The organism is Ottowia massiliensis, assembly GCF_900240305.1.
Classification (GTDB): domain Bacteria; phylum Pseudomonadota; class Gammaproteobacteria; order Burkholderiales; family Burkholderiaceae_C; genus Ottowia; species Ottowia massiliensis.
The window spans coordinates 1,114,035-1,137,320 of record NZ_LT964854.1 but is presented as its reverse complement, the minus strand read 5'-3'; the positions used below and the strand labels follow the sequence as shown (position 1 = coordinate 1,137,320).

Here is a 23,286-nt window from a genome sequence, read left to right as displayed (position 1 = left end):
TTTGCGCACGCGCGGGCAGTGTAGGCGAGCCGCCGTGCCCGCCCGGCGTGGCGGATGAATTGCCGCGCCAGCGCCTGCTTTGCGCCATTTCATGTTTGAGGATCGGCGCTTTCGCCCTCAGCCAGGCTGGGCTCCACCATCGGTTGCAGCGGCAGGGGCGTGCCCGCCAAGCGTTCTTGCCGGTTGCGAAAAAGCGCTGCGCGAGCGAGCAGCACCGTGGCGATGGGCACCGTGATGGACAGCAAGATGATGATGATCCACACATGCAGCACCAGGCCGTGCCCCTGCGCTGAAAAGTAGGTGATGGAAGCCAGGGTGACGCACCAGGCTGCGCCCGTATAGATGAGCGCGGGCGGATGCATGCGCTGGAAAAAGCTTTGCAGGCGCACCAGGCCAATGGCGGCGGCCAGCGTGAAAACGGCGCTGGCCAGCAGCAGCAGCGACACCAGGATTTCGGCCCACAAAGGCACGGGCAGGGCAGCGGCGCTCATTCGATGACCTCGCCGCGCAGCAAGAACTTGGCCATGGCAGCCGTGCCGACGAAGCCGAACAGGGCAATCAGCAGCGCCGCCTCAAAGTACATCTGGCTGGCGTAGCGGATGCCCGCAACCAGCACGATGAGCATGCCGATGGCGTAAATGGTGTCCAGCGCCAGCACGCGGTCTTGCGCGCGCGGGCCGCGCAGCAGCCGCCACAGGCATAGCAGCATGGCCAGGCCATAGGCGAACAAGGTGGCGAGGATGGAGCCGTGAAGCAGGGGATTCATGATTCAAAAATCTCGATCAGCGGCTGCTCGTAGCGCTGTTTGTAGTGGGCGATGAAGGCGGCTTTGTCCTCCAGGTCCCACACGTGCAGCAGCAAGGCGCTGCCATCGCGCGCCATCTCGCACCACACCGTGCCGGGCACGACGGTGGTGACCATGGCCAGCGCCGCCAGTGCGGAAGGGTCGCGCAACTGCAAGGGGATGATGACAAAGCCATCCTGCGCGGGCGCGCGGGCCGAGACGCGCAGCACGCCGCGCAGCACTTGCAGGTTGGACAGCAGCACGTCCCAGCCCACGGTGAGGATGTAGCGGGCCAGCACGAGGGGCCTGCGAATGCGCGGGCGGTGCGGGCGCAGCGAGGCGAAGAACCAGGGCATGGCCCAGCCCGCCAGCGCGCCCAGCAGCACCTGCCCCAGGGTGTAGGAGCGCACCAGCAGCAGCCACATGACCAGCAGGGCCAGCGACAGCAGCGGGGCGGGCAGCAGCTTGCGCATCATGGCTGCGCCTCCTCTGCGGGCGCGGGGGCGTTGTCAGGCAGCGCCTGGCCGCCCAGTTCTTCGCCGGCGCCGTCCGTCTCGCCGGGCGAAGGCACGGGGCGCGTGCCGATCACGGTGTTGATGTAGTTGCGCGGCTCGTGCAGCCCTTGCGCGGCCCAGTGCGCGAACTGCATGACGGGCTGCGCCTGCCACACCATGACCACTGTCACCAGCAGCAGCGCGGCAATGGGCAGCGTCTCGATCACCCGCAGGCGCGGCGCCGGCCTGCCCTGCGGCGCCCAGAACAGGCGGATGCCCGCGCGGGAAAGCGCAATGGTGGACAGCAGCCCGCCCGCAATCAGCAGCGCCATGAAGGTCCAGGCGGCCACTGGCACGCCCGCCGCTTCAGCCATGCCCGGCAAGGCGGCCGCTGTGTCAACAGGCAGGCTGGCGGACAGACCTGCGGCTTCATCAACCGGCAGGCTGGCAGCCTCTGGCATGGCCGCGCCCATGCCCGCTGGCTGAAGCAGCGCCGTGAGCATGGCGAACTTGCCAATGAAGCCCGACAGCGGCGGCAGCCCCGCAATCAGCAAGGCGCAAAGCGCGAACGACAGGCCCAGAAACGCCATGGCGAAGGGAATGGCGCGGCCAATCAGCGCCTGCTCGTCATCGTCCAGATTCACGTCGGGCAGCGAGGCGGGGCTGGCCTGGTAGTCGGCAAAAGCCTCGTCTTCTTCGAAAACCGTGTCGCTGATCAGGGCAATCTGCTCTTCGCTCTCGCTGGCGCGCTTGACCAGCTCAATCAGCAAAAACAGCGCCGCAATCGCCAGCGTGGAGCTGAAGGCGTAATACAGCGCCGCGCCCGTCACGGCAGGCTGGCCAAAGCCAATGGCCGCCAGCAGCGTGCCTGATGACAGGATGGCGGCAAACGCCGTCATGCGCGCCAGCTGCTGCGTGGCCAAAACGCCAATGGCCCCGAAGGCAACCGTCGCCAGCCCCATCCAGATGAGCAGATCGCCGCCAAACAGGGCCGATACGCCCGCGCTGGCCGGAAACAGCAGCGTCCACACACGCAGCACGGCATACACGCCCAGCTTGGTCATGATGGCAAAGAGCGCAGCCACCGGCGCGGCGGCGCTGGAGTAGGCCGCTGGCAGCCAGAAATTGAGCGGCCAGGCCGCCGCCTTGACCAAAAAGGCAATGGCCATGATGGCCGCACCCGCGTGCAGCAGGCCCCGGTCGTCTTCGGCGATGGCGGGCACCATCATGGCCATGTCAGCCAGATTCAGCGTGCCCGTCACGCCATAGAGCATGGCAATGCCGATGAGAAACAGCGTGGAAGCCATCAGATTGACGGCGATGTAGTGCAGCCCCGCGCGCACCCGCGCCGGGCTGGAGCCATGCAGCAGCAGGCCGTAGGAGGCCGTGAGCATGATCTCGAAGAAAACGAACAGGTTGAACAAGTCGCCCGTGAGAAAAGCCCCCGACAGGCCCATCACCTGCAACTGGAACAGCGGGTGGAAATACACCCCCGCCTTGTGCCAGCGCGCCGACGAATAAAGCACCGCCGCCAGCGCCAGCAGCGAAGTCAGCGCCAGCATCATGGCCGAGAGCCGGTCCAGCACCAGCACGATGCCGTAAGGCACGGGCCAGTTGGAAGGCATGTAAATGCCCACTGCCGCTGCGCCGCCCTCGGTCAGCGTCCAGCGCAGCAGCGCCAGCGACACGCACAGCCCCAGCAGGCACGAAGCCACGTTCACCACGGCCTTCAGCGGCCTGCGCTGCGGCCCGAGCAGCAGCATGAGCGCCGCCGTGCCCAGCGGCAGCAGCACGGGCATCACGATCAGATGCGGCATCAAGCGGGCAATCAGCGCATCCATCAGCCGTCCCTCTCCTGCCCGTCCACGTGATCGTTTCCGGTCAGGCCGCGCAGGGCCATCATCACTACCAGAAACAGCGCCGATGTGGCAAAGCCGATGACGATGGCCGTGAGCACCAGCGATTGCGGCAGCGGGTCGGTGTAGTTCTCCAGCGTGGGCGCGACGCCCGCCTGCACGATCGGCTCGCGCGCCAGCAGCAGGCTGCCCATGGCAAAAATGAACAGATTGACGGCATACGACAGCAGCGACAGCCCCATGAGTACCTGAAACGTGCGCGGCCGCAGCACCAGCCACACGCCGGAGCCGCCCAGCACGCCGATGACGATGGCCAGAATGACTTCCATCAGTCTTGCTTTCCTTCGCCTTGCGGCGCGGCGGCATGTGCAGCGGTCTTCTTGAGCGCCGTGCGGTGCGCGCGCAGCGACTGGTGCGCCAGCGCCGTGAGAATGAGCAGCGTGGCGCCCACCACCACGGCGAACACGCCCGCATCAAAAAACGTGGCGCTGGGCACATGCACTTCGCCCACCAGCGGCAGCGTCACGTGCATGGTGTGCGTGGTCAGAAACGGGTAGCCGAACCACAGCGACCCCAGCCCCGTGGCCAGCGCCAGCAGCCAGCCCACGCCTATCCAGCGAATCACCTGAAGCTGAAACCGCGCTTCCACCCACTGCGTGCCCGCCACCATGTATTGCGCCAGCAGGGCGATGGACAGCACCAGCCCCGCCACGAAGCCGCCGCCCGGCTCGTTATGCCCGCGCATGAAGATGTAAGCAGCCACCACGCCCGCAATCGGCAACAGCAGCCGCACCAGCGTGGCAGGCACCTGCATGTAGCCCAGGGCCGAGTCCTTGGCCGTGCGCGGATTGATGAGATCGGTATTCAGGTCTGCCGGAATCACGCGCTGCTGCTCTGGCGCTTGCACGCTCTCGCGCGGGGGGCGAAAGCGCCTGAGCAGCGCATACACCGTCAGCGCCACAATGCCCAGCACCGTGATTTCGCCAATCGTGTCGAAAGCGCGAAAGTCCACCAGCATCACATTCACCACGTTGGCCCCGCCGCCTTCGGGCAGCGCGCGGTCAATGAAAAAGGGCGAAATGCTCTGCGGCGCAGGCCGCGTCATCATGGCGTAAGCCAGCAGCGCCATGCCGCCGCCCGTCACCACCGAAAGCACCAGATCGCGCGCGCGCCGCACCCGCACCCGCAGCCCCAGGCGCGCCGGCTCCGTATCCAGCCGCTTGGGCAGCCAGCGCAAGCCCAGCAGAAAAAGAATGGTGGTCACCACTTCCACCGCAATCTGCGTGAGCGCCAGATCGGGCGCAGAAAACCACATGAAGGTCAGGCACACCATCAGCCCCACGCCGCCCACCAGGATGAGCGCCGCCAGGCGATGGAACTTGGCCTGCGCCGCAGCCGTCAGCGCGCACAGGCCGCCTGCCGTCCACAGCAGCGCGAAAAGCACGCTGCCCGGCACGCGCTCGCGGTCGCCCCAGTTGATGCCATTGCCGCCCAGCGACGCCGCCGCCACCGCCACGGCCGCGAACACCAGCAAAAACATCTGCGGCTGCAAGCGCTGGCTGCTGGCCAGGCGCAGCGCCCGGCGCACGGCGCCATCCAGCCACACCAGCGCGCCCTGAAACAGGCGCTGCCCATCCAGCCCGCCAATGAAAGGCGGCCTCTTGAAGCGCCCCGCCTCCATCGCGCGGCCCAGCAAAAGATAGAGCGCAAAGCCGCCCGCCAGCGCCACCAGGCTCATCACCATGGGCTTGTTAAAGCCGTGCCACACCGCCAGGCTGTAATGCGGCGTTGGCCCGTTCAGCACCGCTTGCGCCGCCATTTCCAGCACCGGCCCTACCGACCAGTTGGGCGCCATGCCCACCACCAGGCAGGCCACCACCAGCAGCTCCACCGGCAGGCGCATCCAGCGCACGGGTTCATGCGGCTTGCGCGGCAAATCGGTTGCCAGCGGGCCAAAGAAGATGTCCACCGTAAAGCGCAGCGAATACACCACTGCAAACATGCCCGCCACCGTGGCGGCGATGGGCAGCGCGTCTTCCACCCACGGCTGGGGACTCATGAAGTCCACCGTTTCGGCAAAAAACATTTCCTTGGAGAGAAAGCCGTTCATCAGTGGCACGCCCGCCATGGCCGCGCTGGCTACGCAAGCGAGCGTGCCCGTCACCGGCATGGCCTTGAACAGGCCGTCCAGCCGCCGGATATCGCGCGTGCCCGTCTCGTGATCGATGATGCCCGCCGCCATGAAAAGCGAAGCCTTGAACGTCGCGTGATTCATCACGTGAAACACCGCCGCCACCGTCGCCAGCTCGCGGTTCATGCCCAGCAGCAGCGTGATCAGCCCCAGATGGCTGATCGTCGAATACGCCAGCAGCCCCTTCAAATCGTTCTGGAACATGGCCGCATACGCCCCCAGCACCAGCGTGCAAGCGCCCGCGCCCGCCACAATCCAGAACCACTCCTGCGTGCCCGACAGCGCCGGCCACAGCCGCGCCATCAGAAACACGCCCGCCTTCACCATCGTGGCCGAATGCAGATAGCTGGAAACCGGCGTGGGCGCGGCCATCGCGCGCGGCAGCCAGAAGTGAAAAGGAAACTGCGCGCTCTTGGTCAGCGCCCCCAGCAGCACCAGCGCCAGCATGGGCGCATACAGCGCGTGCGAACGAATCTGCGGCCCGGCGGCCAGCACGGCGTCCAGGTCATAACTGCCCGCAATGCGGCCCAGCACCAGCACTCCCGCCAGCAGGCACAGGCCGCCCGCACCCGTCACCGTCAGCGCCATGCGCGCGCCGCGCCGTGCGTCTTTGCGGTGATGCCAGTAGCCGATGAGCAAAAAAGAAAACAGGCTCGTCAGCTCCCAGAAAAACACCAGCTGAATCAGATTGCCCGACAGCACCACGCCCATCATCGCGCCCATGAAGGCGAGAAAAAAGGAGAAAAAGCGCGGCACCGGATCGTCCTTGCTCATGTAGTAGCGCGCGTACACCGCCACCAGAAAGCCGATGCCCGTCACCATCAGCGCGAACAGCCAGGCAAAGCCGTCCACCCGCACCACAAACGCCAGCCCCGCCTGCGGCAGCCATGCCGCTTGCTCGCGCAGCACCTGCCCGCCCTGCACCTGCGGATACAGCAGCAGCACCCCGCCCAGCCCGCCAGCGGCCACCAGCGCCGCCCAGCTTGCCGCCGCATTGCGGGCCTTGGTTGGCATCATGGCAGCCACAAGACTGCCGACGAAGGGGAGCAGGATGAACCAGTAAAGAGGCATGGAGAAGGCGCGGGCAAGCGTGCGAGTCTAAGGGACAGACGCCGCCGCCACGCAGGCGGCGCCCCCCTTCCGGAGCTTGCTGGCGATCATGTTTCTGCCACGTTCCAGTGCGCCCATGAGAGTCGGAAGAAAACACCCGTGCGCGTTTCACGGTTTTGCAATGCGAGTGCCGGCCTGGCTTGCTCCTGTGGTCATCAGAGCGCGCGGGGCTGCTCCCTTGATTTGCTCCTTTAAAAATAGCATGATGTCCTAGTGGATAAAGCGCGGAACGGCATTTATGCCCCTTTGTTTTTGCTCCTGTTTTTGCCTGGGCGTGGTCAAGGAGCGGGCCGGAGCGCAGGTTCTCAGTGGCCGCAGCCGGCGCTGCCGGACAGGGCGCCTTGGGCCTGCTGATCGGCGTGGTAGCTGCTGCGCACGAGGGCGCCGACGGCGGCGTGGGTGAAGCCCATTTCGTAAGCCTTGGCTTCAAACATCTTGAAGGTGTCGGGGGTGACGTAGCGCTGCACGGGCAGGTGGGCGCTGGTGGGGGCCAGGTATTGGCCGATGGTGAGCATTTCGATGTGGTGCGCGCGCATGTCGCGCATGACGGCCAGGATTTCTTCGTCGGTTTCGCCCAGGCCGACCATGAGGCCGCTTTTGGTGGGGATGCCGGGGTGCTGGGCCTTGAATTTCTTGAGCAGGTTGAGGCTGAATTCGTAGTTGCTGCCGGGGCGGGTTTGTTTGTACAGGCGCGGCACGGTTTCGAGGTTGTGGTTCATCACGTCGGGCGGGGCGCTCTTGAGGATTTCGAGGGCGCGGTCGTCGCGGCCACGGAAGTCGGGCGTGAGGATTTCGATACGGGTGCCGGGCGAGGCCTGGCGCACGGCGCGGATGCAGTCCACGTAGTGCTGGCTACCGCCGTCGCGCAAGTCGTCACGGTCCACGCTGGTGATGACGACGTATTTGAGGCGCATTTGGCCGATGGCGCGGGCCAGGTTGATCGGCTCCTGGGCGTCCAGCGGGTCGGGGCGGCCGTGGCCGACATCGCAGAAAGGGCAGCGGCGCGTGCACTTGTCGCCCATGATCATGAAGGTGGCGGTGCCGCGCCCGAAGCATTCGCCCACGTTGGGGCAGCTGGCTTCTTCGCAGACGGTGACGAGCTTGTTCTGGCGCAGGATGTCCTTGATTTCGTAGTAGCGCGTGCTGGGGCTGCCGGCCTTGACGCGAATCCAGTCAGGCTTGGGCAGGGCCGGGCCGGTGTGCTGCACCTTGATGGGGATGCGGGCGAGCTTGGCGGCGGCTTTTTGCTTGGCGCTGGGGTTGTAGGCGTGGGGAGCGGGCGCTTCGCGGATGACTTCGGTCATGACGTGTTTTTTCTTGCAAGGAGGCGGGTTTCAGGGGGCCAGCAGGCGTGTGAGGTGCGCGGCCAGGGCGCTGGCGGCTTCGTCCCAGGAGGCGCGCACGCCGATGCTGGAAAGGTCAATGGCGGGCAGGCCCGCGTGGCCGCAAGGGTTGATGCGCTCAAAGGGTTCCAGCGCCATGTCCACGTTCAGCGCCACGCCGTGGTAGGCGTGCTGGCGGCTGACTTTGATGCCCAGCGCGCTGATTTTGGCCAGGCCCGTGAAGTCGGGCTGCGGCGCGGGCGTGCCGGGCAGGCGGCGCATGGGGCGCTGGGGCAAGGGGGCGTGGCTGTAGGGGTCTTGCAGGCGGATGTAGATGCCCGGCGCGCCCGCCACGCGGTGGCCGGGCAGGCCCCATTCGCCCAGGGTGCGGATGACGGCTTCTTCCAGCCGGTGCACGTATTCCTTGACGAAGTAGGGACGCTCGCCCAGATTGATGAGCGGGTAGGCGACCACCTGGCCGGGGCCGTGATAGGTGGCCTGCCCGCCACGGTCGGTTTGCACCACATCAATGCCGCCTGCGGCCAGCACGTGTTCGGGGCGGCCGGCCATGCCCAGGGTGAAGACGGGCGGGTGTTCGCACAGCCAAAGCTCTTCGCCTTCCATGCCGAAGGGCCGGGCGGCGAAGGCTTGCATGGCGCGCCAGGTGGGCACGTAATCGGCGCGCCCGAGATGGATGACTTTCATGGGAATTTTTTCAGCGCCCGGCGGCTACAGCGCCCATTTCACTTTGGGGTGGCTGGTGATGGCGCGGTAGATGCCGTCCAGCTGCTCGCGGCTGGTGGCCAGCACGGTGACGGTCACGCTCAAGTAGTTGCCGCCGGAGCTTTCGCGCAGCTCCACGGTGGCGGCGTCAAACGTGGGGTCAAAACGGCGGGCGATTTCGGTGATGGCGTGCACGAAGCCGTCTTCATTCTTTCCCATGACCTTGATGGGAAAGCGCATGGGAAATTGCATGGGGTCAGGCTGCGGCGCAGGCTGGGCGGGATCGGTCGTGTCGGGTTTTTCGGGCGTGTTCATGGGCGAAAGGCTGCTCAAGGAATGACAAAAAACAGGAGTTGCCGCCGGGCCGGTGCATTTCAAGGAAAGGCGGGGCGGCTCAATCCAGCAGCCCCTGCGACTTGAAGAACGCGCGCCAGATTTGCGCCTTTTGCAGCAGCGGCATGGGATAGGCGCGCGAGGTGGATGGCAGGCGGTACAGCTGCAAGCTGCGGCCCGCGTAGCCGTAAGGAATGCTGTGGCCGGGTTTGGGCAGCTGGGGCGCAGGGGCTTTGGGTGACTGGGCCGCCAGCAGGCCCAGCAGCACTTCGGCGGCCTTGCCGCCGGTGGCAAACAGGGTGCGGCAGTGCGGCACCTGGGGCAGCACGGCAGCCAGGTTCACCGGCTCGATCACGGTCAGGAAGGCGTCGGACGCATTGCCCTGCTCGCGCCGCGCGCGGCGCACGGCGGGGCACAGGGCAATGCCGCGCTCCATGAGAAAGGCGCGGATGCGCACGGCATCAAAACGCTTTTTGCCCGCCACCTGAAAGTGCGCCACGTCGCCAAAGAAGGCCAGCCCGTAGATGCGCCACATGTCGTTTTGGTAGTTGGGATAGTGAAAGTCCATGCAGCGCTTTTCGGGCGCGGGCGGAAAGCTGCCCATCATCATCACCGTGGCCTTCGGCGGCAGCACGGCGGCGAAGGGGTGCGTTTCGATGGGCTGCTGGGCAGGCGGCGGCGCGGAGGATGGCGCTGCGGAAGATGGCGTTTTCGGCTCAGGCATCCAGCACTTCAAAAGAGGTGGTGATTTCCGCCGTCTTGCCCAGCATGATGGCTGCCGAGCAGTATTTGCTGTGGCTCAGGTGGATGGCCCGCTCCACGGCCTGCGCGGGCAGCTCGCGCCCTGACACGCGAAAGTGCATGTGAATGCGGGTGAAAACCTTGGGGTCGGTTTCGGCGCGGTCGGCGCTCAGCCGCACCGTGCAGCCGCGCACGTCATGGCGGCCCCGGCGCAGGATGAGCACCACGTCATACGCCGTGCAGCCGCCCGCGCCTGCCAGCATGGCCTCCAGCGGGCGCGGCGCCAGGTTCTGCCCGCCCTGCTCGGGTCTGCCAGCGTCGGGCGCGCCGTCCATGGCCAGAACGTGGCCGCTGCCGGTTTCGGCGATGAAGCTCATGCCCGAGCGCGACCCGGCGGGGGCGCTCCAGCTGACGGTGCATTCCATGATGGGTTTCTCCTGTGGTGAAGGGTTTGGGAAGCTGTTCAGAGTCTGAGGAAAACGCGCAAAACCAAACGCGAAAGCGCCAATTTTTGGCCCGAAAGCAACATGCCTGGGCGCTTCGCCGCAACAAAACGACCGTCTGTCAGGTTGGATGGCGGGTTGGCGTGCAGAAAAACGGGGATGGGTCTACACTCCGCGCCCACGCAGACAGCCTGGCTGAAACGGTCAGACCGCTTTGCACTCCTTGTCTCCTCCACCCCTCCTAAGGTGGATTCAAGCCCCAGGCCCTTCGGCCCGGGGCTTTTTTTTGCACCGAAAACCCGCTTGCGCGCTGTCAAAGAGGCTGAATAGGTTCAGAAAAAGGAGCGAATTTAGAGGGTCTAAAAGAGGCTTCTGCGCTCTTTCCACTAGGACCTAATGCTACGAATGCAGTAGCTAAATAGGAGCCAGAAATCCAAGTTGAATGCCCGGGCCTGGGAGGCGGTTTCCAGCCAGACTTTGAACAGGTTCTCACAACCCCAGCATCAGCCGCAGGTTCTGCACGGCCGCGCCGCTGGCGCCTTTGCCCAGGTTGTCCAGCCGGGCCACGCACACAGCCTGATGGTGGGCGGCGTTGCCGAACACGCGGATTTCCAGCGTGTCGGATCCCGCCAGCGCCAGGGCGTCCAGCTTGCCGTTTTCAGGCGCGGCCTGCACCGTGACCCATTCACTGCCCGCGTAATGGGCGGCGTAGATTTGCAGCAGCCTTTCAGGCGAAGGCTGGCCGGGCAGCAAATCCAGATGCAGGGGCAGCTCCACCAGCATGCCTTGCGCGAAGCTGGCGACGGCGGGCATGAAAACCGGGCGGCGCGTGAGCGCGCCATAGCGCATGATTTCAGGCAAATGCTTGTGCGACAGGCCCAGCGCATACAGCTCGTAGGCGGGAGCCTGCCCCGCCTCGTAAGCCTCGATCATGGCGCGGCCGCCGCCCGTGTAGCCGCTGACGGCGGGCAAGGTGACGGGGTAATCGGGCGGCAGCGCGCCTGCATCAACCAGCGGGCGCAGCAAGGCGATGGCGCCGCTGGCGTAGCAGCCGGGGTTGGCCACGCGCTCGGCCTGACAAATGGCCTCGCGCTGGCCGGGCGCCAGCTCGGCAAAGCCAAACACCCAGCCAGGCGCCACGCGGTGGGCTGTTGAGGCATCAATCACGCGCGGGCGGGGCGCGGGCAGCCCGTCAATCAGCGCGACGGATTCGCGCGCGGCGTCGTCATGCAGGCAAAGAATGACCAGATCAACGCCTGCCATGAGCGCGCGCTTGGCTGCGGGGTCTTTGCGCAAGGCCGGATCAATGCTGACCAGCTCCACGCCAGCCATATCTTGCAGGCGCTGGCGGATTTGCAGGCCGGTGGTGCCTGCTTCGCCGTCGATAAATACTTTTTTCGTCATTTGCGTTCAATCAGGGAAAACCGCTTTGCGCCGCTCACAGACGGGTTTGGGGCAGTTTTTGGGGCGGCCAGGGTGTTGCCGCATGATACATTTGCCCTGCGAAGATTCTTTCGTTCATGCAGGCCCTCCGGTCTGCTTCTCTTTTCACAGAGGAAATCCATGAAGATTCACGAGTACCAAGGCAAGGAGATTCTGCGCAGCTTCGGCGTGCCTGTGCCGCGCGGCATTCCCGCTTTTACCGTGCAGGAAGCGGTTGAGGCTGCGCAAAAGCTGGGCGGCCCCGTGTGGGTGGTCAAGGCGCAAATTCACGCAGGCGGCCGTGGCAAGGGCGGCGGCGTGAAAGTGGCCAAGACGCTGGATGAAGTCAAGACGCTGGCCGGCCAGATTCTGGGCATGCAGCTCAAGACGCACCAGACCGGCCCCGAAGGCCAGAAAGTGCGCCGCCTCTACATTGAAGAAGGCGCGGACATCCAGAAAGAGTATTACCTGTCAGTGCTGACCGACCGCGCTTCGCAGAAGGTGGCCATCATCGCCAGCAGCGAAGGCGGCATGAACATTGAAGAAGTGGCGCACAGCCACCCCGAGAAGATCGTCAAGGTCTTCGTCGATCCGCTGACGGGCCTGACCGACGCGCAAGGCCAGGAGCTGGCCAAAGGCGTGAACATGCCCGAAGGCAGCGTGCCCCAGTTCATCGACGTGTGCAAGAAGCTCTACAAGTGCTACATGGACACGGACGCCTCGCTCGTTGAAATCAACCCGCTGAACCGCGACAGCAAGGGCAACATCATCGCGCTGGACGCCAAATTCAACTTCGACAGCAACGCGCTGTTCCGCCACCCCGAAATCGTGGCCCTGCGCGATCTGGACGAAGAAGACCCGGCCGAGCTGGAAGCCAGCAAGTTCGACCTCTCCTACATCAGCCTGGACGGCAACATCGGCTGCATGGTCAATGGCGCGGGCCTGGCCATGGCGACGATGGACACCATCAAGCTCTTCGGCGGCGAGCCGGCCAACTTCCTGGACGTGGGCGGCGGCGCCACCACCGAAAAAGTGACCGAAGCCTTCAAGATCATGCTCAAGAACCCCAAGGTCAAGGGCATTCTGGTCAATATCTTCGGCGGCATCATGCGCTGCGACACCATCGCCACAGGCGTGGTGGCCGCCTGCAAGGCCGTCAATCTGCAAGTGCCGCTGGTGGTGCGCATGAAAGGCACCTTTGAAGAAGAAGGCAAGAAAATCCTGGCCGACTCGAAGCTGCCCATCATCTCGGCCGACACCATGGCCGATGCGGCCACCAAGATCGTCGCCGCCGTCAAGTAAACCAGCCCCGGAGCCACACATGTCGATTTACGTCAATAAAGACACCAAAGTCATCACCCAGGGCATTACCGGCAAGACCGGGCAGTTCCACACGGAAAAGTGCATTGAATACGCCAATGGCAAGCACTGCTTCGTGGCGGGCGTGAACCCGAAAAAAGCCGGCGAAAAGATTTTTGACGTGCCCATCTACGCCACCGTCAAGGAAGCCGCCCAGCAAACCGGCGCCACCGTGAGCGTGATCTACGTGCCGCCCGCAGGCGCTGCCGCCGCCATCTGGGAAGCCGTGGAGGCCGATCTGGACTTCGTCATCTGCATCACCGAAGGCATTCCCGTCAAAGACATGCTGGAAGTGCGCAGCAAGATGCGCGCCAAGGAAGCCGCCGGCGGCAAGAAAACGCTGCTGCTCGGCCCCAACTGCCCCGGCATCATCACGCCGGAAGAAATCAAGATCGGCATCATGCCCGGCCACATTCACAAAAAAGGCCGCGTCGGCGTTGTCAGCCGCTCCGGCACACTGACCTATGAGGCCGTGGCGCAGCTCACCGAGCTGGGCATTGGCCAGTCTTCCGCCGTGGGCATTGGCGGCGACCCGATCAACGGCCTCAAGCACATTGACGTGATGAAGGCCTTCAATGACGACCCGGACACCGACGCCGTCATCATGATCGGCGAAATCGGCGGCCCCGACGAAGCCGATGCCGCCCGCTGGTGCAAGCAGCACATGAAAAAGCCCGTGGTGGGCTTCATTGCTGGCGTCACCGCGCCTGCGGGCAAGCGCATGGGGCATGCCGGCGCGCTGATTTCCGGCGGCGCTGACACGGCCAACGCCAAGCTCGCCATTCTGGAAGAGTGCGGCTTCAAGGTCACGCGCAACCCGTCTGAAATGGGCAAGCTGCTCAAAAGCCTGCTCTGAAGCGCGCGCCCCATGAAGGGCGCCGCCAGCCAGACCGGCAAGCCGGATTCTCCTTCGGGATAATCCGGCTTTTTCATGCACTTGAGAAAGACGCGCGACCGTGGAAGAGTTCCTGACAGCCCATTTCTGGGTGGCCGTGGGCCAGATCATCCTGATCGACATCCTGCTGGGCGGGGACAACGCCGTCGTCATTGCGCTGGCCTGCCGCCAATTGCCTGAAAACCAGCGGCTCAAGGGCATTCTCTGGGGCACGGCGGGCGCCATTTTGCTGCGTGTGGCGCTCATTGCCTTTGCCATCTCGCTGCTGAAAGTGCCTTTTCTCAAAATAGCCGGCGCTGCTTTGCTGATATGGATTGGCGTGAAGCTCATCACGCCGCACGACGAAGACGCGCACGGCAACATCCAGGCCAGCGACAAGCTCTGGAGCGCCGTCAAAACCGTGATCGTGGCCGATCTGGTCATGAGCATCGACAACGTCATCGCCATTGCCGGAGCGGCGCAAAATGCGGGCGAGCAGCACCAGATGGCGCTGGTCATTCTCGGCCTCGTCGTCAGCATTCCCATCATCGTCTGGGGCAGCCAGATCGTTCTCAAGCTCATGGACCGCTTCCCCGTCATCATCTTGCTGGGCGGCATGCTGCTGGGCTGGATTGCGGGCGGCATGTTCCAGACCGACCCCATGCTGAAAGACCTCATTCCGCAGGAACAGTCCTGGCATTACGCCCTGGGCGCGGCGGGCGCCCTGCTGGTGCTGGCCATTGGCCAGGCGCTGAAGGCGCGGCGCGCCAGGGGCAAAAAGGCGGCTTGCCATGCCCAGTGAAGCCAGCACAGGCCCGCTGTGGCGCTACGCCACTCTCACCGACGTGGGGCGCGTGCGGCAAAACAATGAAGACGCCATCGTCATCCACCCCGAGCAGGGCGTGGCCGTGCTGGCCGACGGCATGGGCGGCTACAACGCAGGCGAAGTGGCCAGCGCCCTGGCGACCGAGCTGGTGGCCAGCGCCCTGGCGCAGTGGCTGGCCGAAAGCTGCGGCGAAATCGCGCCAGAAGACATCGCCCGCGCCATGCATGCCAGCGTGGCCAGCGCCAATCACGCCATCTTCGAAGCTGCCCACACGCGGGCCGAATGCCTGGGCATGGGCACCACGCTGGTCATGGCCGTATGCCACGGCGACTGTGTGCACGTAGGCCACGTGGGCGACTCGCGCGCCTACCTGTGGCGCAGCGGCGAACTCACGCGCATCACGCGCGACCATTCCCTGCTGCAAGAGCGCATGGATGCCGGCCTGATGACGCCCGAAGAAGCAGCGGAATCGGGCTTTCGCGGTTTTGTCACGCGCGCGCTGGGCGTGGAAGACTGGGTGCAGCTGGACGTCAGCGAAATGCGCGCACGCACGGGCGACGTCATCTTGCTGTGCTCCGATGGCCTGACCGACATGGTGGACGACAGCCGCCTGGCCAGCCTGCTGGCCCAGTCGGCCGAGCTGCACGAAGCGGCGCGCGCCCTGGTGGACGAGGCCAACGCCAACGGCGGGCGCGACAACGTTTCAGTGGCGTTGTGCCGCTTTACCGGGCCGGCAAAAAAAACAGGATTTCTTTCAAAATTGCAACGAAAATGACGATCCGCACCAAACAGGGCGAGTCCATGCGTGCGTGAGCGGGCCTCAGAGGAGAAAGATACATGCCAAAGCTGGTGATTTCGGTGGACGGAGTGGTGGTCAAGGAAGCGCAGCTGACCAAAGACCGGACCACCTTGGGCCGCAGGCCCTACAACGACATCGTGATTGACCACCTTGCCGTCAGCGGCGAGCACGCCGTCATCCTCATGCAAAACGGCGACGTCATCCTGCAAGACTGCCACAGCACCAACGGCACCTATGTCAATGGCGCGCGCATCACAAGCCAGAAGCTGGCCGATCGCGATCGCATCGAGGTGGGCCGCTACAAGATTGATTACCACGCCACCGGCTCCGCCCGGGCCACGCCGTCCATGCCCCAGACGCCGCCTGCCAAGCCGGCGTCTTCACCCGCAGCGCCAGCCCAGCAGGCGGCTGGCGCGGCATCGGCCTTTGCCGCCACGGGCTTTCAGGACTCGCGCCCGGCCGCGCCCAAGAAAGCGGGGCCGCGCGTGCGCGTGCTCAACGGCTCGGCCACGGGGCGCGAGCTGCTGCTCACCAAGGAAGTCACCACCATCGGCAAGCCGGGCGTTTCAGTTGCCTCCATCACGCGCAAGCCGCAAGGCTTCGAGCTGGCGCTGATGGAAGGCGCATACGTGCCCACCGTCAATGGCGTGGCGCTGGATGACGGCCCCATCATGCTGCGCAACCATGACCGCATTGAGCTGGCGGGCATCCGCATGGAGTTCATTGACGGTTGAGTCTGCCGCCGCTTCACCCGTTGCGGCAGCCTCTCCAAGAACGGGCGGGTGCGGGTTGCCAGCGTGCAGATATTCAAAAAGAAGAGCGAAATCAGCGGCATCAAAAATGGCATCAGCGCTCATTCCACTAAGACCTATTGCTATTGATAAAGGAGCGAATTTCGTGTCTGCCCGCCGCCTGCTCGCCAGCGCGCCGCAGCCTTCGCTTCGCTGCTGAAAGCCTTGCTCCATGCGCCTGCCCTTCCACCGCTTCTGGCGCATGGCCTTGGCGCTGGCCGTTCTCGCGCTGTCCCTGCTGCACGCGCTGGGCGTTCATGAATCGGACCTGCTGACGCTGGCCGACCAGCGGCTGTATGACGCGCGGCTGCGCCTGTTCATGCCCGCCACGCTGGACGAACGCGTGGTCATCGTGGATGTGGACGAAGCCAGCCTGGCCGAACTCGGCCAGTGGCCCTGGCCGCGCGAGCGCATGGCAGAGCTGGTGGAAGAAGTGCTGCGCCGCCAGCGCGCCAGCGTCATCGGCTTTGACGCCGTGTTTGCCGAAGCCGGGCGCGGCAGCGAAGAAAGCGACGCGCGCTTTGCCGCCGCCTTGCAAGGCCGGCCCGCCGTGCTGGGCTACTACCTCACCAGTGACCGCCAGGGCCACCGCAGCGGCGCGCTGCCTGCGCCCATCGCGCCGCTGCTGGCGGCGCAGGACACGCCCGCCCTCATGCTATGGGATGGCTACGGAGCCAGCATCGCCAAGCTGGCCAGCGCCGCGCCGCAAGGCTTTTTCAACGCACTGGTCGATAGCGACGGCATCGTGCGCTCCGTGCCGCTGGTCGCCGCCGTCGATGGCGGCTGGCGTGAATCGCTCGCGCTGGCCGTGGTGCGCCAGTACCTGTATGGCGGCGTGGCCCAGGCGTCTTCGCGGGCCTTGCCCGCGCCAGCGCTTCAGTGGGCGGGCGAGCCGCCCCTGTTGCAAGGCCTGCGGCTGCCGCACACAAGAGGCGGGCCGGGGCAGGCGTTGCAAGTGCCGCTCACGGCCAGCGGCGCGGCGCTGGCGCCCTATCGCGGCCCGGGCGGAGCGCGGGGCGGGTCTTTTCGCTACTACCCGGCGGCGGACGTGCTGCGCGGCAGCCTGCCCGAAGGCGCGCTGGCAGGCCGCATCGTTTTGCTGGGCTTTACGGCGCCGGGCCTGATGGACTTGCGCGCCACGCCCGTCAGCGCCGTCTATCCCGGCGTGGAAGTGCACGCCAACCTCATCTCCGGCATGCTCGATGGCCGCGTGCCCGCCCACCCCGGCTACGCCCCCGTGCTGGACGCCGCCTTGCTGCTGGCCAGCGGCCTGCTGCTGGCGCTGCTGCTGCCCGCCCTGGGCGTGGCAGGCGCGCTGGCGCTGGGCCTGGGGCTGGCGGCGGCGCTGGCCGCGCTCAACTTCTGGCTCTACGCCGCCCAAGGGCTGGCCCTGCCGCTGGCCGCGCAACTGTTCGTGGTGATGGCGCTGCTCATGCTCAATCTGGGCTATGGCTACTTCATCGAAAGCCGCGCCCGCCGCCGCCTGATTGACCTCTTTGGCACCTATGTGCCGCCTGAGCTGGTGCAACGCATGGCCAGCCAGCCGGAGCTGTACACCATGCGGGCCGAGGCGCGGGAAATCACCGTCATGTTCTGCGACATGCGCGGCTTCACCAGCCTGTCGGAGACGATGGCGCCGCTGCAATTGCAGGCCCTGCTCAACCGCATCTTCACGCGCCTGACGCAAGTCATCCGCGAGCACGAAGGCACCATCGACAAATACATGGGCGACTGCGTCATGGCCTTCTGGGGCGCGCCCCTGCGCAGCAGCAACCACGCCGCCCGCGCCGTGGCCGCCGCGCTGGCCATGCACAAGGCCATGCATGAAATCAACGCCGAGCGCGTCTGCATGGGCCTGCCCGCGCTGGGCGTGGGCATCGGCATCAACACCGGCGTGGCCTCCGTGGGCGACATGGGCTCCAACGTGCGCCGCGCCTACACCGCCGTGGGCGACGCCGTCAATCTGGCCGCCCGGCTGGAAGCGCAGACGCGCACCTGGGGCGTCACCATCCTGGCAGGCGACGCCACGCGCGCGCAGGCGGAAGACGTAGCCGTCTGGCAGCGGCTGGACCGCATCTCCGTGCGCGGCCGCCAGGAAGAAGTCACCATCCACACCCCGCGAGCGCCCGCAGGCCCCGTCGCCGCGCTGCTCGCGCAGGAGCTGGCCCTGTGGCAACAGGCGCTCGACGACTGGCAGGCCAGCCGCCTGCGCCCCTTCGCGCAAAAGCTGTACGCCCTGCGCGCCATCCGCCCCGACTTCGAGCCTTACGCCATCTACGCCAGCCGCCTGCAAGCCCGGCTGGCGGAAAACCCGCCTGCGGCAGAGCGCTGCCAAGTGTGAAGAGTGAAATGCAGCCACCGCCGCAAGAAACCACTCACGAGCCGCCGCGCAGCCAGCCGGAAAACACCAAAAACAGGAGCGGATCAAAACAGGTGAAAACGCCGTCCCCCGCAGTTTTCACTAGGACCTATAGCTACAAATAGAGTAGCAAAAATGTGCCTCTTCGCCCGTCCACTCTGGCTGGCTCTTTCCGCTTTCCACGGCCAGAGCGCAAGGAGCAAAGAGTGGATTGGGATGGGCTGCACAGGCGGGATTGTTGCTCGCTTGCTTGCGCGTCCGGCGAGGCATTTGCAATGCCCAAGGCTGCTCCGGCCTCGCCCGGATCCGCGCGTTTTTGCGCCTGCGGGATGGACTGCGTACAGGCCCTCAGGGCAGCTCGCCCAGCAGCGTGCCGGTGTACGGCCCCTTGTACAAGGCCCAGCGCTTGCCGGCTCCTTTGGGCAGCAGCTCCTGCTGCGAGTGGGCGACGGTGTGCGCCTGCACCCAGGCGCCCGGGTAGCCCGCCATGTCGCCCTGGGCCGTGCGCGGCAGCGCCTCCATCATCTGGGCGGCTTTTTCGTCGCTGTCCAGCAGCCACAGCCAGGCGTTTTTCTCCTTGGCGTGAACGGCCTGCGCCAGCGTCATGATCTGCGCGTCGCTCAAGTTGGGCGAAACCAGCAGGTAGAGGCGGCGAATGCCGCGCGGATCGGTGTATTCGCCCAGGGTGCGCAAAGGCGCGGCGGCGGTGGCGGCGGAAGACGTTTTCATGTCACTGTTACCTTCTGACGTGGCTTGGGGTGAAACGGCCTGGGCTGTGGCGGCGCCGAGAGCGCCCAGCAGCAGCGCGGCAGCTCCGATGTGGCGGATTGGCATGGCTCAAAACCTCCTGAATGATCGGCCCTCCCGCCATCTGGCTGCGGGCGGGCGCTAGCAAAAAAACAGTGCCAGACACTGATGAGCGCGGGAGCATACGTGCTGCGGCACAATGCTTTTTTTGCTTTTTGTGTCTGACTTTCGCCCTGCCCGGGGCCTGCCGCCATGCCCTCATCTTCCGCCTTGCTCACCAGCCAGCTTTCCAGCCTGCCGCTCATCGCGCGCGGCAAGGTGCGCGACAACTATGCCGTTGGCAATGACCGCATCCTCATGGTCGCCAGCGACCGCATCAGCGCCTTTGACGTCATCATGGGCCAGCCCATCCCCGGCAAGGGGCGGCTGCTCACGCAAATGGCGCAGTGGTGGTTTGAGCAGCTCAAGGGCATCTGCCCCAACCATCTCACGGGCATAGACCCGGCCAGGGTTGTCAGCGCCAGCGAAGCGGAGCAAATCCGGGGCCGCAGCATGCTGGTGCGGCGCTTGCGGCCCATCGCCGTGGAAGCCGTGGTGCGCGGCTACCTGGCGGGCAGCGGCTGGCAGGAATACCGTCAAAGCCAAAGCGTATGCGGCGTGCCCTTGCCGGCGGGCCTGCAAAACGCCAGCAAACTGCCCCGGCCCATTTACACCCCCGCCGCCAAGGCCGCCGTGGGCGAGCATGACGAAAACATCAGCTACGAGCGCACGGTGGAAATCGCCGGGCCGTCCGTGGCCGCGCAGATTCGCGATTTCTCGCTGGCCCTGTACACCCGCGCGGCCGCCCTGGCGCTGCAAAAGGGCATCATCATTGCCGACACCAAATTTGAATTCGGCCTGGACGAAACCGGCCAGGTTGTGCTGATGGACGAGGTGCTGACCCCCGACTCTTCCCGCTACTGGCCCGCCGCCGAATACCGCGAAGGCATCAACCCGCCCAGCTACGACAAGCAGTATCTGCGCGACTGGCTGGAAACGGCCCAGGTGGATGGCCGCCCCTGGCCCAAACACGCCCCCGCGCCCGAGCTGCCCGCCGAAGTCATCGCCAACACCGCCGCCCGCTACCGCGAAGCCCTGAAGGCGCTGACAGGGCAGGAGCTGGCCGAGTGAAGCTGCGCCGCTGAAGCGGCTTGCAGGTCAGAAAGAGGAGCAAATTTGGCAGGGTAAAAATGCCGCTTTGCGTAATGTCTACTAGGACATCGTGCTATTGGTAAAGGAGCGTTTGGCGCTGCATGCTTCGCACATCCTGGCCTGTTTGGTTCAGCGGGCCGTTGGAGCACGATCTGTGGCGGGAATACGTGCGTGATGGCTGCACGGGGCAGTCTCTGGAGCGGGGCAGGGCAGGCGGGATGACGGGCTGATCCGCCTTTGTGTTCCCGCAAACGGCTGTGAGCGGGTTCTGAAGCGCCGATGCGGCAAGTCCGCAGCAGGCTCTTGATGGAGACGGTGCGGGAGCTTTCGTGATGCCCCGCTCCGCAAAAACAGGAGCAAATTCAGAGGCTGAAAATGCCGCCTTGCGCGCTTTTGACTAGGACGTCGCGCTATTGATTGAGTAGCTAAATAATGCCGTGCGCCTGCGGTTTGTTGAAGACCTTGCCGCGTGCGGGCGGATTCGCGAGCGGCTTTTCAGGACAGCAGCTGCGCGGGCTGGGCGTCCAGCCGGGCCAGGGCGTCGCGGGTGGCGCGCACCGTGAGGGCTTCGTCTTCCACCAGCGCCAGCAGGCCAGCCTGGAGCCAGGCGGCCAGGCGGCGGGTTTGCACCATGTAGTTCTTGTTGCCGCCGGTGAAGATGTGCAGCTGCCCGCGCGGGCTGCGCCAGACGTATTGCACGCGCACCAGGCTGCCGCCCTGCTCCATTTCAAACCACGCGCCCAGCTCCAGCTCGCGCGCCCAGGCCACGGTGGCGGCGCTGGGCATGGAGCCGCCGGATGAGATGACGATCAGATCGCCCGCGTCCACGCCGAGCATGAGTTCGATGGCGCCCGGATCGAGCATGACGTCGCCCACGGCATCGTCGCTGACCACGTCTTCCAGCGCGTTGAGCTTGCGGCTGAGCGTCTCCAGGGTTTCGTCGGAAATGGCTTCGGAGCGGGCCATGAAGGCTTCGGTCACGGCGTCGCTCAGGGTTTTGACGTGGCGGTCCTGCACGTCTTGCGGCATGCCCAGGCCGCTCATGCCCTGGCGCAGCGTCTGGATGAGGCCGGGCAGGCTTTGCAGCACGCGCGCGCGCTCGTCGCGGTTGGGCTTGGCGCTCACGGCCCAGAGCAGGTCGTGCGCGGCGCGCTTGAATTCGAGCGCCTGCCGGCTTTGCGCGCCGTGGCGCACGGAGGCGGTGGCGAGCACTTCGGCCCAGGTGTGAAAGAGAAATTCGCGCACCTCTTCTCGCACGGGCAGATTGGCGAGCATCTTGTTGAGTTCGATGGTGTATTGCACCGCGAGCGCTTCTTTTTGCTCCACCTGCTGCGCTAGCGTGGCCACGCGCTCGGCGCTGCCGCCTTCGGTGAGGAACTGGGCCAGGAATTTCCTGAATTCGTCCAGCACGAGCTGGAACACGCGCCGCCCGGTTTCCGGGTATTGCTCGATCACTTGCACGATGCGCTTGATTTCGCGCTCCAGCCGCGCGTTGCTGACGCTGGCGGCTTCAAAGCCCATGGCGCAAGCGCCCATGCGGTCGATCAGCTGGCGGGCGGGGTGGTCGATGTTGCTGAAAAAGTCCGGCTCGGCCAGCGCGAGGCGCAAAACGGGAATTTGCAGGCGCGCGAACCACACGCGGATGCCCGCCGGAATGCGCTCCTCCGCCAGGATGGCCTGGAACATGAGGGCCACGATTTCGATGATGGCCTTTTCGTTCTTGGTGCCCGCTTCCTGCTTGAGTTCGGCGGCCTGATGGCGCAGGCGGCTGGCGACTTGCTCCACGCGCTGCACCTGCACGGCGGGCGGCAGGGCGGCAATGGTGGGGCGGTACGGGTCAGTGGCCGCGCCATCCAGCTGGGTCAGCGCCGTATCCAGCGGCGAAGGCGGGTGCGCGAGCGCCTGCGCCAGCTGGGGGCTGGGTTCAATGGGCTGGGTGTGGCTGAAATCGGTGACGCGGTCGCTGAGCAGGCGGCGCAGCTTGCCCAGCACGCCCTGGGCGCGTGCGCGCATGCGCATCATGGGCGCAGCGCCCGTGAGCATGCGCGTTTCTTCGGCCACGCGCATCAGGTCGGTGGGGCGCACGGGCGCCATGCCGGGCTGGCTCTGGCCCGCTGGCGCGAAGCTGCCTGAGGCGGCCCGGCCATTGCCTGCTGCATCGCCTTGCCAGCCGCCACTCCAATCCGGGCTGGAGCCGGGCGCGCTATCTGGCGAACCGCCCAGCCCGGCACTGCCTGTGCGCGGGCCGCCTGCGGTTCTGCGCACCATGGCTTTGAGGTTGATTTGCGGCATCACGCCGCGCTCGATCAGGAATTTGTTGGCGTTCTGATAAGCCTGCGCCAGCGCCAGCGCCAGCGCGGCCCGCACGGTTTCATGCACCACGCTCCACATTTCGCGCGAAAGGTCGCAGGCGCGCCACTGCTCGATAAGGATGCCTGGCAGGCACTCCGGGCGCAGCACGTCTTTTGGGCTGATGTCAGGCGTCTGCTCCAGAAACTGGATGCGGACGTTCAGGTCGTTCAGCTCGGCTCCGCTTTTGTCGATGGCCGCCAGGCTCAGGCGCGAAGCGATGATCTTGTTTTCCACCACCTCGTCATCCAGCAGCGAAAAAGCCGTCAGCCCGGCAGGGGCGGCTGCCGGGGCGGGCTGGGCCTGGGCCAGCGCCTTTTCCAGCGCCTGGCGCACCTGCCGCTCCCAAACGTCGCGCTGAGGCTCGAAGCCCATGCGCGCATCCAGGGCCAGGCGCTGCTCCTGCATGCTGGCGGGCATGTCGATGGCATTGGACAGGCGCTCTCGCATGGTGGCCACCAGTTGCGGCAGCCAGCGGACCAGCTCCGCGACAAACTGTTCTCGCGTCTGGCGGGCCAGACGCATCTGCGGGGAATTTGCGGGAGGAGGTGTCATGTGCGTTCTTGGGCCTC

At 65.7% G+C, this 23,286-nt stretch carries 21 protein-coding genes; 7 read left to right on the top strand and 14 right to left on the bottom strand.

Going from position 1 to position 23,286, the window contains the following annotated elements; translation table 11 throughout:
• Nucleotides 1-89: 89 nt before the first annotated feature.
• From C1720_RS05160 to argC, 12 genes are all read right to left on the bottom strand, one after another.
• Nucleotides 90-491: a Na+/H+ antiporter subunit G gene (locus C1720_RS05160; protein ID WP_050715270.1), complete on the bottom strand. Its 402-nt coding sequence runs from the start codon at nt 489-491 to the stop codon at nt 90-92.
• Nucleotides 488-766, bottom strand: coding sequence for a K+/H+ antiporter subunit F (locus C1720_RS05155; protein WP_050715271.1), 279 nt, complete (start codon nt 764-766; stop codon nt 488-490). Before C1720_RS05155 ends, C1720_RS05160 begins: the two co-directional genes overlap by 4 nt.
• Complete coding sequence (locus C1720_RS05150) at nt 763-1,260, bottom strand: Na+/H+ antiporter subunit E (protein ID WP_199170957.1); 498 nt, start codon at nt 1,258-1,260, stop codon at nt 763-765. The genes C1720_RS05155 and C1720_RS05150 overlap by 4 nt, the downstream gene beginning before the upstream one ends.
• Nucleotides 1,257-3,119 carry a monovalent cation/H+ antiporter subunit D gene (locus C1720_RS05145; RefSeq protein WP_233199807.1) on the bottom strand — a complete coding sequence of 621 codons (1,863 nt, stop codon included), beginning with the start codon at nt 3,117-3,119 and terminating at the stop codon, nt 1,257-1,259. The genes C1720_RS05150 and C1720_RS05145 overlap by 4 nt, the downstream gene beginning before the upstream one ends.
• Nucleotides 3,119-3,463: a Na+/H+ antiporter subunit C gene (locus C1720_RS05140; protein WP_050715274.1), complete on the bottom strand. Its 345-nt coding sequence runs from the start codon at nt 3,461-3,463 to the stop codon at nt 3,119-3,121. The genes C1720_RS05145 and C1720_RS05140 overlap by 1 nt, the downstream gene beginning before the upstream one ends.
• Nucleotides 3,463-6,396 (bottom strand): monovalent cation/H+ antiporter subunit A, encoded by a 2,934-nt coding sequence (locus tag C1720_RS05135; RefSeq protein WP_102283455.1) that lies wholly within the window; start codon nt 6,394-6,396, stop codon nt 3,463-3,465. The genes C1720_RS05140 and C1720_RS05135 overlap by 1 nt, the downstream gene beginning before the upstream one ends.
• A 344-nt stretch (nt 6,397-6,740) precedes the next feature.
• The gene (lipA, locus tag C1720_RS05130; protein WP_050715276.1) at nt 6,741-7,739 is read right to left on the bottom strand and encodes a lipoyl synthase; all 999 of its coding nucleotides are present in this window, start codon (nt 7,737-7,739) and stop codon (nt 6,741-6,743) included.
• Nucleotides 7,740-7,769: 30 nt separating this feature from the next.
• Nucleotides 7,770-8,462 carry a lipoyl(octanoyl) transferase LipB gene (lipB, locus tag C1720_RS05125; RefSeq protein ID WP_102283454.1) on the bottom strand — a complete coding sequence of 231 codons (693 nt, stop codon included), beginning with the start codon at nt 8,460-8,462 and terminating at the stop codon, nt 7,770-7,772.
• Nucleotides 8,463-8,486: 24 nt separating this feature from the next.
• On the bottom strand, nt 8,487-8,795 hold the full coding sequence (locus C1720_RS05120) for a YbeD family protein (protein ID WP_050715278.1): 309 nt from the start codon (nt 8,793-8,795) through the stop codon (nt 8,487-8,489).
• A gap of 79 nt (nt 8,796-8,874) precedes the next feature.
• Complete coding sequence (locus tag C1720_RS05115) at nt 8,875-9,537, bottom strand: DNA glycosylase (protein WP_050715279.1); 663 nt, start codon at nt 9,535-9,537, stop codon at nt 8,875-8,877.
• Nucleotides 9,530-9,979 (bottom strand): OsmC family protein, encoded by a 450-nt coding sequence (locus C1720_RS05110; RefSeq protein WP_102283453.1) that lies wholly within the window; start codon nt 9,977-9,979, stop codon nt 9,530-9,532. The genes C1720_RS05115 and C1720_RS05110 overlap by 8 nt, the downstream gene beginning before the upstream one ends.
• Nucleotides 9,980-10,486: 507 nt before the next feature.
• The gene (gene argC, locus C1720_RS05105) at nt 10,487-11,401 is read right to left on the bottom strand and encodes an N-acetyl-gamma-glutamyl-phosphate reductase (RefSeq protein WP_102283452.1); all 915 of its coding nucleotides are present in this window, start codon (nt 11,399-11,401) and stop codon (nt 10,487-10,489) included.
• Nucleotides 11,402-11,560: 159 nt separating this feature from the next.
• Between argC and sucC the strand changes: the two genes are divergently transcribed.
• The 6 genes from sucC (at nt 11,561) to C1720_RS05075 (ending at nt 18,409) form a co-directional block, all read left to right on the top strand.
• A complete protein-coding gene (sucC, locus tag C1720_RS05100; RefSeq protein WP_102283451.1) occupies nt 11,561-12,721 on the top strand; it encodes an ADP-forming succinate--CoA ligase subunit beta in 1,161 nt (386 codons plus the stop codon).
• Nucleotides 12,722-12,740: 19 nt separating this feature from the next.
• Nucleotides 12,741-13,634, top strand: a complete 894-nt coding sequence (gene sucD / locus C1720_RS05095; protein WP_050715283.1) for a succinate--CoA ligase subunit alpha — start codon at nt 12,741-12,743, stop codon at nt 13,632-13,634.
• A 100-nt stretch (nt 13,635-13,734) separates the two neighbouring features.
• Nucleotides 13,735-14,454 carry a TerC family protein gene (locus C1720_RS05090; RefSeq protein ID WP_050715284.1) on the top strand — a complete coding sequence of 240 codons (720 nt, stop codon included), beginning with the start codon at nt 13,735-13,737 and terminating at the stop codon, nt 14,452-14,454.
• The gene (locus C1720_RS05085) at nt 14,444-15,253 is read left to right on the top strand and encodes a Stp1/IreP family PP2C-type Ser/Thr phosphatase (protein WP_102283450.1); all 810 of its coding nucleotides are present in this window, start codon (nt 14,444-14,446) and stop codon (nt 15,251-15,253) included. Before C1720_RS05090 ends, C1720_RS05085 begins: the two co-directional genes overlap by 11 nt.
• A gap of 62 nt (nt 15,254-15,315) precedes the next feature.
• Nucleotides 15,316-16,011 (top strand): FHA domain-containing protein, encoded by a 696-nt coding sequence (locus C1720_RS05080; RefSeq protein ID WP_102283449.1) that lies wholly within the window; start codon nt 15,316-15,318, stop codon nt 16,009-16,011.
• Between the two features lie 229 nt (nt 16,012-16,240).
• Complete coding sequence (locus tag C1720_RS05075) at nt 16,241-18,409, top strand: CHASE2 domain-containing protein (protein WP_102283448.1); 2,169 nt, start codon at nt 16,241-16,243, stop codon at nt 18,407-18,409.
• A 366-nt stretch (nt 18,410-18,775) separates the two neighbouring features.
• Here the strand turns inward: C1720_RS05075 and C1720_RS05070 are convergent, their stop codons facing one another.
• Complete coding sequence (locus tag C1720_RS05070; RefSeq protein ID WP_102283447.1) at nt 18,776-19,261, bottom strand: hypothetical protein; 486 nt, start codon at nt 19,259-19,261, stop codon at nt 18,776-18,778.
• A 165-nt stretch (nt 19,262-19,426) separates the two neighbouring features.
• Between C1720_RS05070 and C1720_RS05065 the strand changes: the two genes are divergently transcribed.
• Nucleotides 19,427-20,344: a phosphoribosylaminoimidazolesuccinocarboxamide synthase gene (locus C1720_RS05065; RefSeq protein ID WP_102283446.1), complete on the top strand. Its 918-nt coding sequence runs from the start codon at nt 19,427-19,429 to the stop codon at nt 20,342-20,344.
• A gap of 516 nt (nt 20,345-20,860) precedes the next feature.
• On the opposite strand, the gene C1720_RS05060 is transcribed toward C1720_RS05065, so the two are convergent.
• The gene (locus tag C1720_RS05060; RefSeq protein ID WP_102283445.1) at nt 20,861-23,269 is read right to left on the bottom strand and encodes a DUF1631 family protein; all 2,409 of its coding nucleotides are present in this window, start codon (nt 23,267-23,269) and stop codon (nt 20,861-20,863) included.
• Nucleotides 23,270-23,286 lie beyond the last annotated feature (17 nt).

What these genes read in the sequence shown, in the direction of transcription:
- lipB (WP_102283454.1), bottom strand. Translation starts at nt 8,462, where the DNA reads ATGAAAGTCATCCATCTCGGGCGCGCCGATTACGTGCCCACCTGGCGC.
- C1720_RS05150 (WP_199170957.1), bottom strand. Translation starts at nt 1,260, where the DNA reads ATGATGCGCAAGCTGCTGCCCGCCCCGCTGCTGTCGCTGGCCCTGCTG.
- C1720_RS05135 (WP_102283455.1), bottom strand. Translation starts at nt 6,396, where the DNA reads ATGCCTCTTTACTGGTTCATCCTGCTCCCCTTCGTCGGCAGTCTTGTG.
- C1720_RS05070 (WP_102283447.1), bottom strand. Translation starts at nt 19,261, where the DNA reads ATGCCAATCCGCCACATCGGAGCTGCCGCGCTGCTGCTGGGCGCTCTC.
- C1720_RS05085 (WP_102283450.1), top strand. Translation starts at nt 14,444, where the DNA reads ATGCCCAGTGAAGCCAGCACAGGCCCGCTGTGGCGCTACGCCACTCTC.
- C1720_RS05065 (WP_102283446.1), top strand. Translation starts at nt 19,427, where the DNA reads ATGCCCTCATCTTCCGCCTTGCTCACCAGCCAGCTTTCCAGCCTGCCG.
- C1720_RS05155 (WP_050715271.1), bottom strand. Translation starts at nt 766, where the DNA reads ATGAATCCCCTGCTTCACGGCTCCATCCTCGCCACCTTGTTCGCCTAT.
- sucC (WP_102283451.1), top strand. Translation starts at nt 11,561, where the DNA reads ATGAAGATTCACGAGTACCAAGGCAAGGAGATTCTGCGCAGCTTCGGC.
- C1720_RS05120 (WP_050715278.1), bottom strand. Translation starts at nt 8,795, where the DNA reads ATGAACACGCCCGAAAAACCCGACACGACCGATCCCGCCCAGCCTGCG.
- C1720_RS05160 (WP_050715270.1), bottom strand. Translation starts at nt 491, where the DNA reads ATGAGCGCCGCTGCCCTGCCCGTGCCTTTGTGGGCCGAAATCCTGGTG.
- argC (WP_102283452.1), bottom strand. Translation starts at nt 11,401, where the DNA reads ATGACGAAAAAAGTATTTATCGACGGCGAAGCAGGCACCACCGGCCTG.
- C1720_RS05140 (WP_050715274.1), bottom strand. Translation starts at nt 3,463, where the DNA reads ATGGAAGTCATTCTGGCCATCGTCATCGGCGTGCTGGGCGGCTCCGGC.
- lipA (WP_050715276.1), bottom strand. Translation starts at nt 7,739, where the DNA reads ATGACCGAAGTCATCCGCGAAGCGCCCGCTCCCCACGCCTACAACCCC.
- C1720_RS05060 (WP_102283445.1), bottom strand. Translation starts at nt 23,269, where the DNA reads ATGACACCTCCTCCCGCAAATTCCCCGCAGATGCGTCTGGCCCGCCAG.
- C1720_RS05075 (WP_102283448.1), top strand. Translation starts at nt 16,241, where the DNA reads ATGCGCCTGCCCTTCCACCGCTTCTGGCGCATGGCCTTGGCGCTGGCC.
- C1720_RS05115 (WP_050715279.1), bottom strand. Translation starts at nt 9,537, where the DNA reads ATGCCTGAGCCGAAAACGCCATCTTCCGCAGCGCCATCCTCCGCGCCG.
- C1720_RS05080 (WP_102283449.1), top strand. Translation starts at nt 15,316, where the DNA reads ATGCCAAAGCTGGTGATTTCGGTGGACGGAGTGGTGGTCAAGGAAGCG.
- sucD (WP_050715283.1), top strand. Translation starts at nt 12,741, where the DNA reads ATGTCGATTTACGTCAATAAAGACACCAAAGTCATCACCCAGGGCATT.
- C1720_RS05110 (WP_102283453.1), bottom strand. Translation starts at nt 9,979, where the DNA reads ATGGAATGCACCGTCAGCTGGAGCGCCCCCGCCGGGTCGCGCTCGGGC.
- C1720_RS05145 (WP_233199807.1), bottom strand. Translation starts at nt 3,119, where the DNA reads ATGGATGCGCTGATTGCCCGCTTGATGCCGCATCTGATCGTGATGCCC.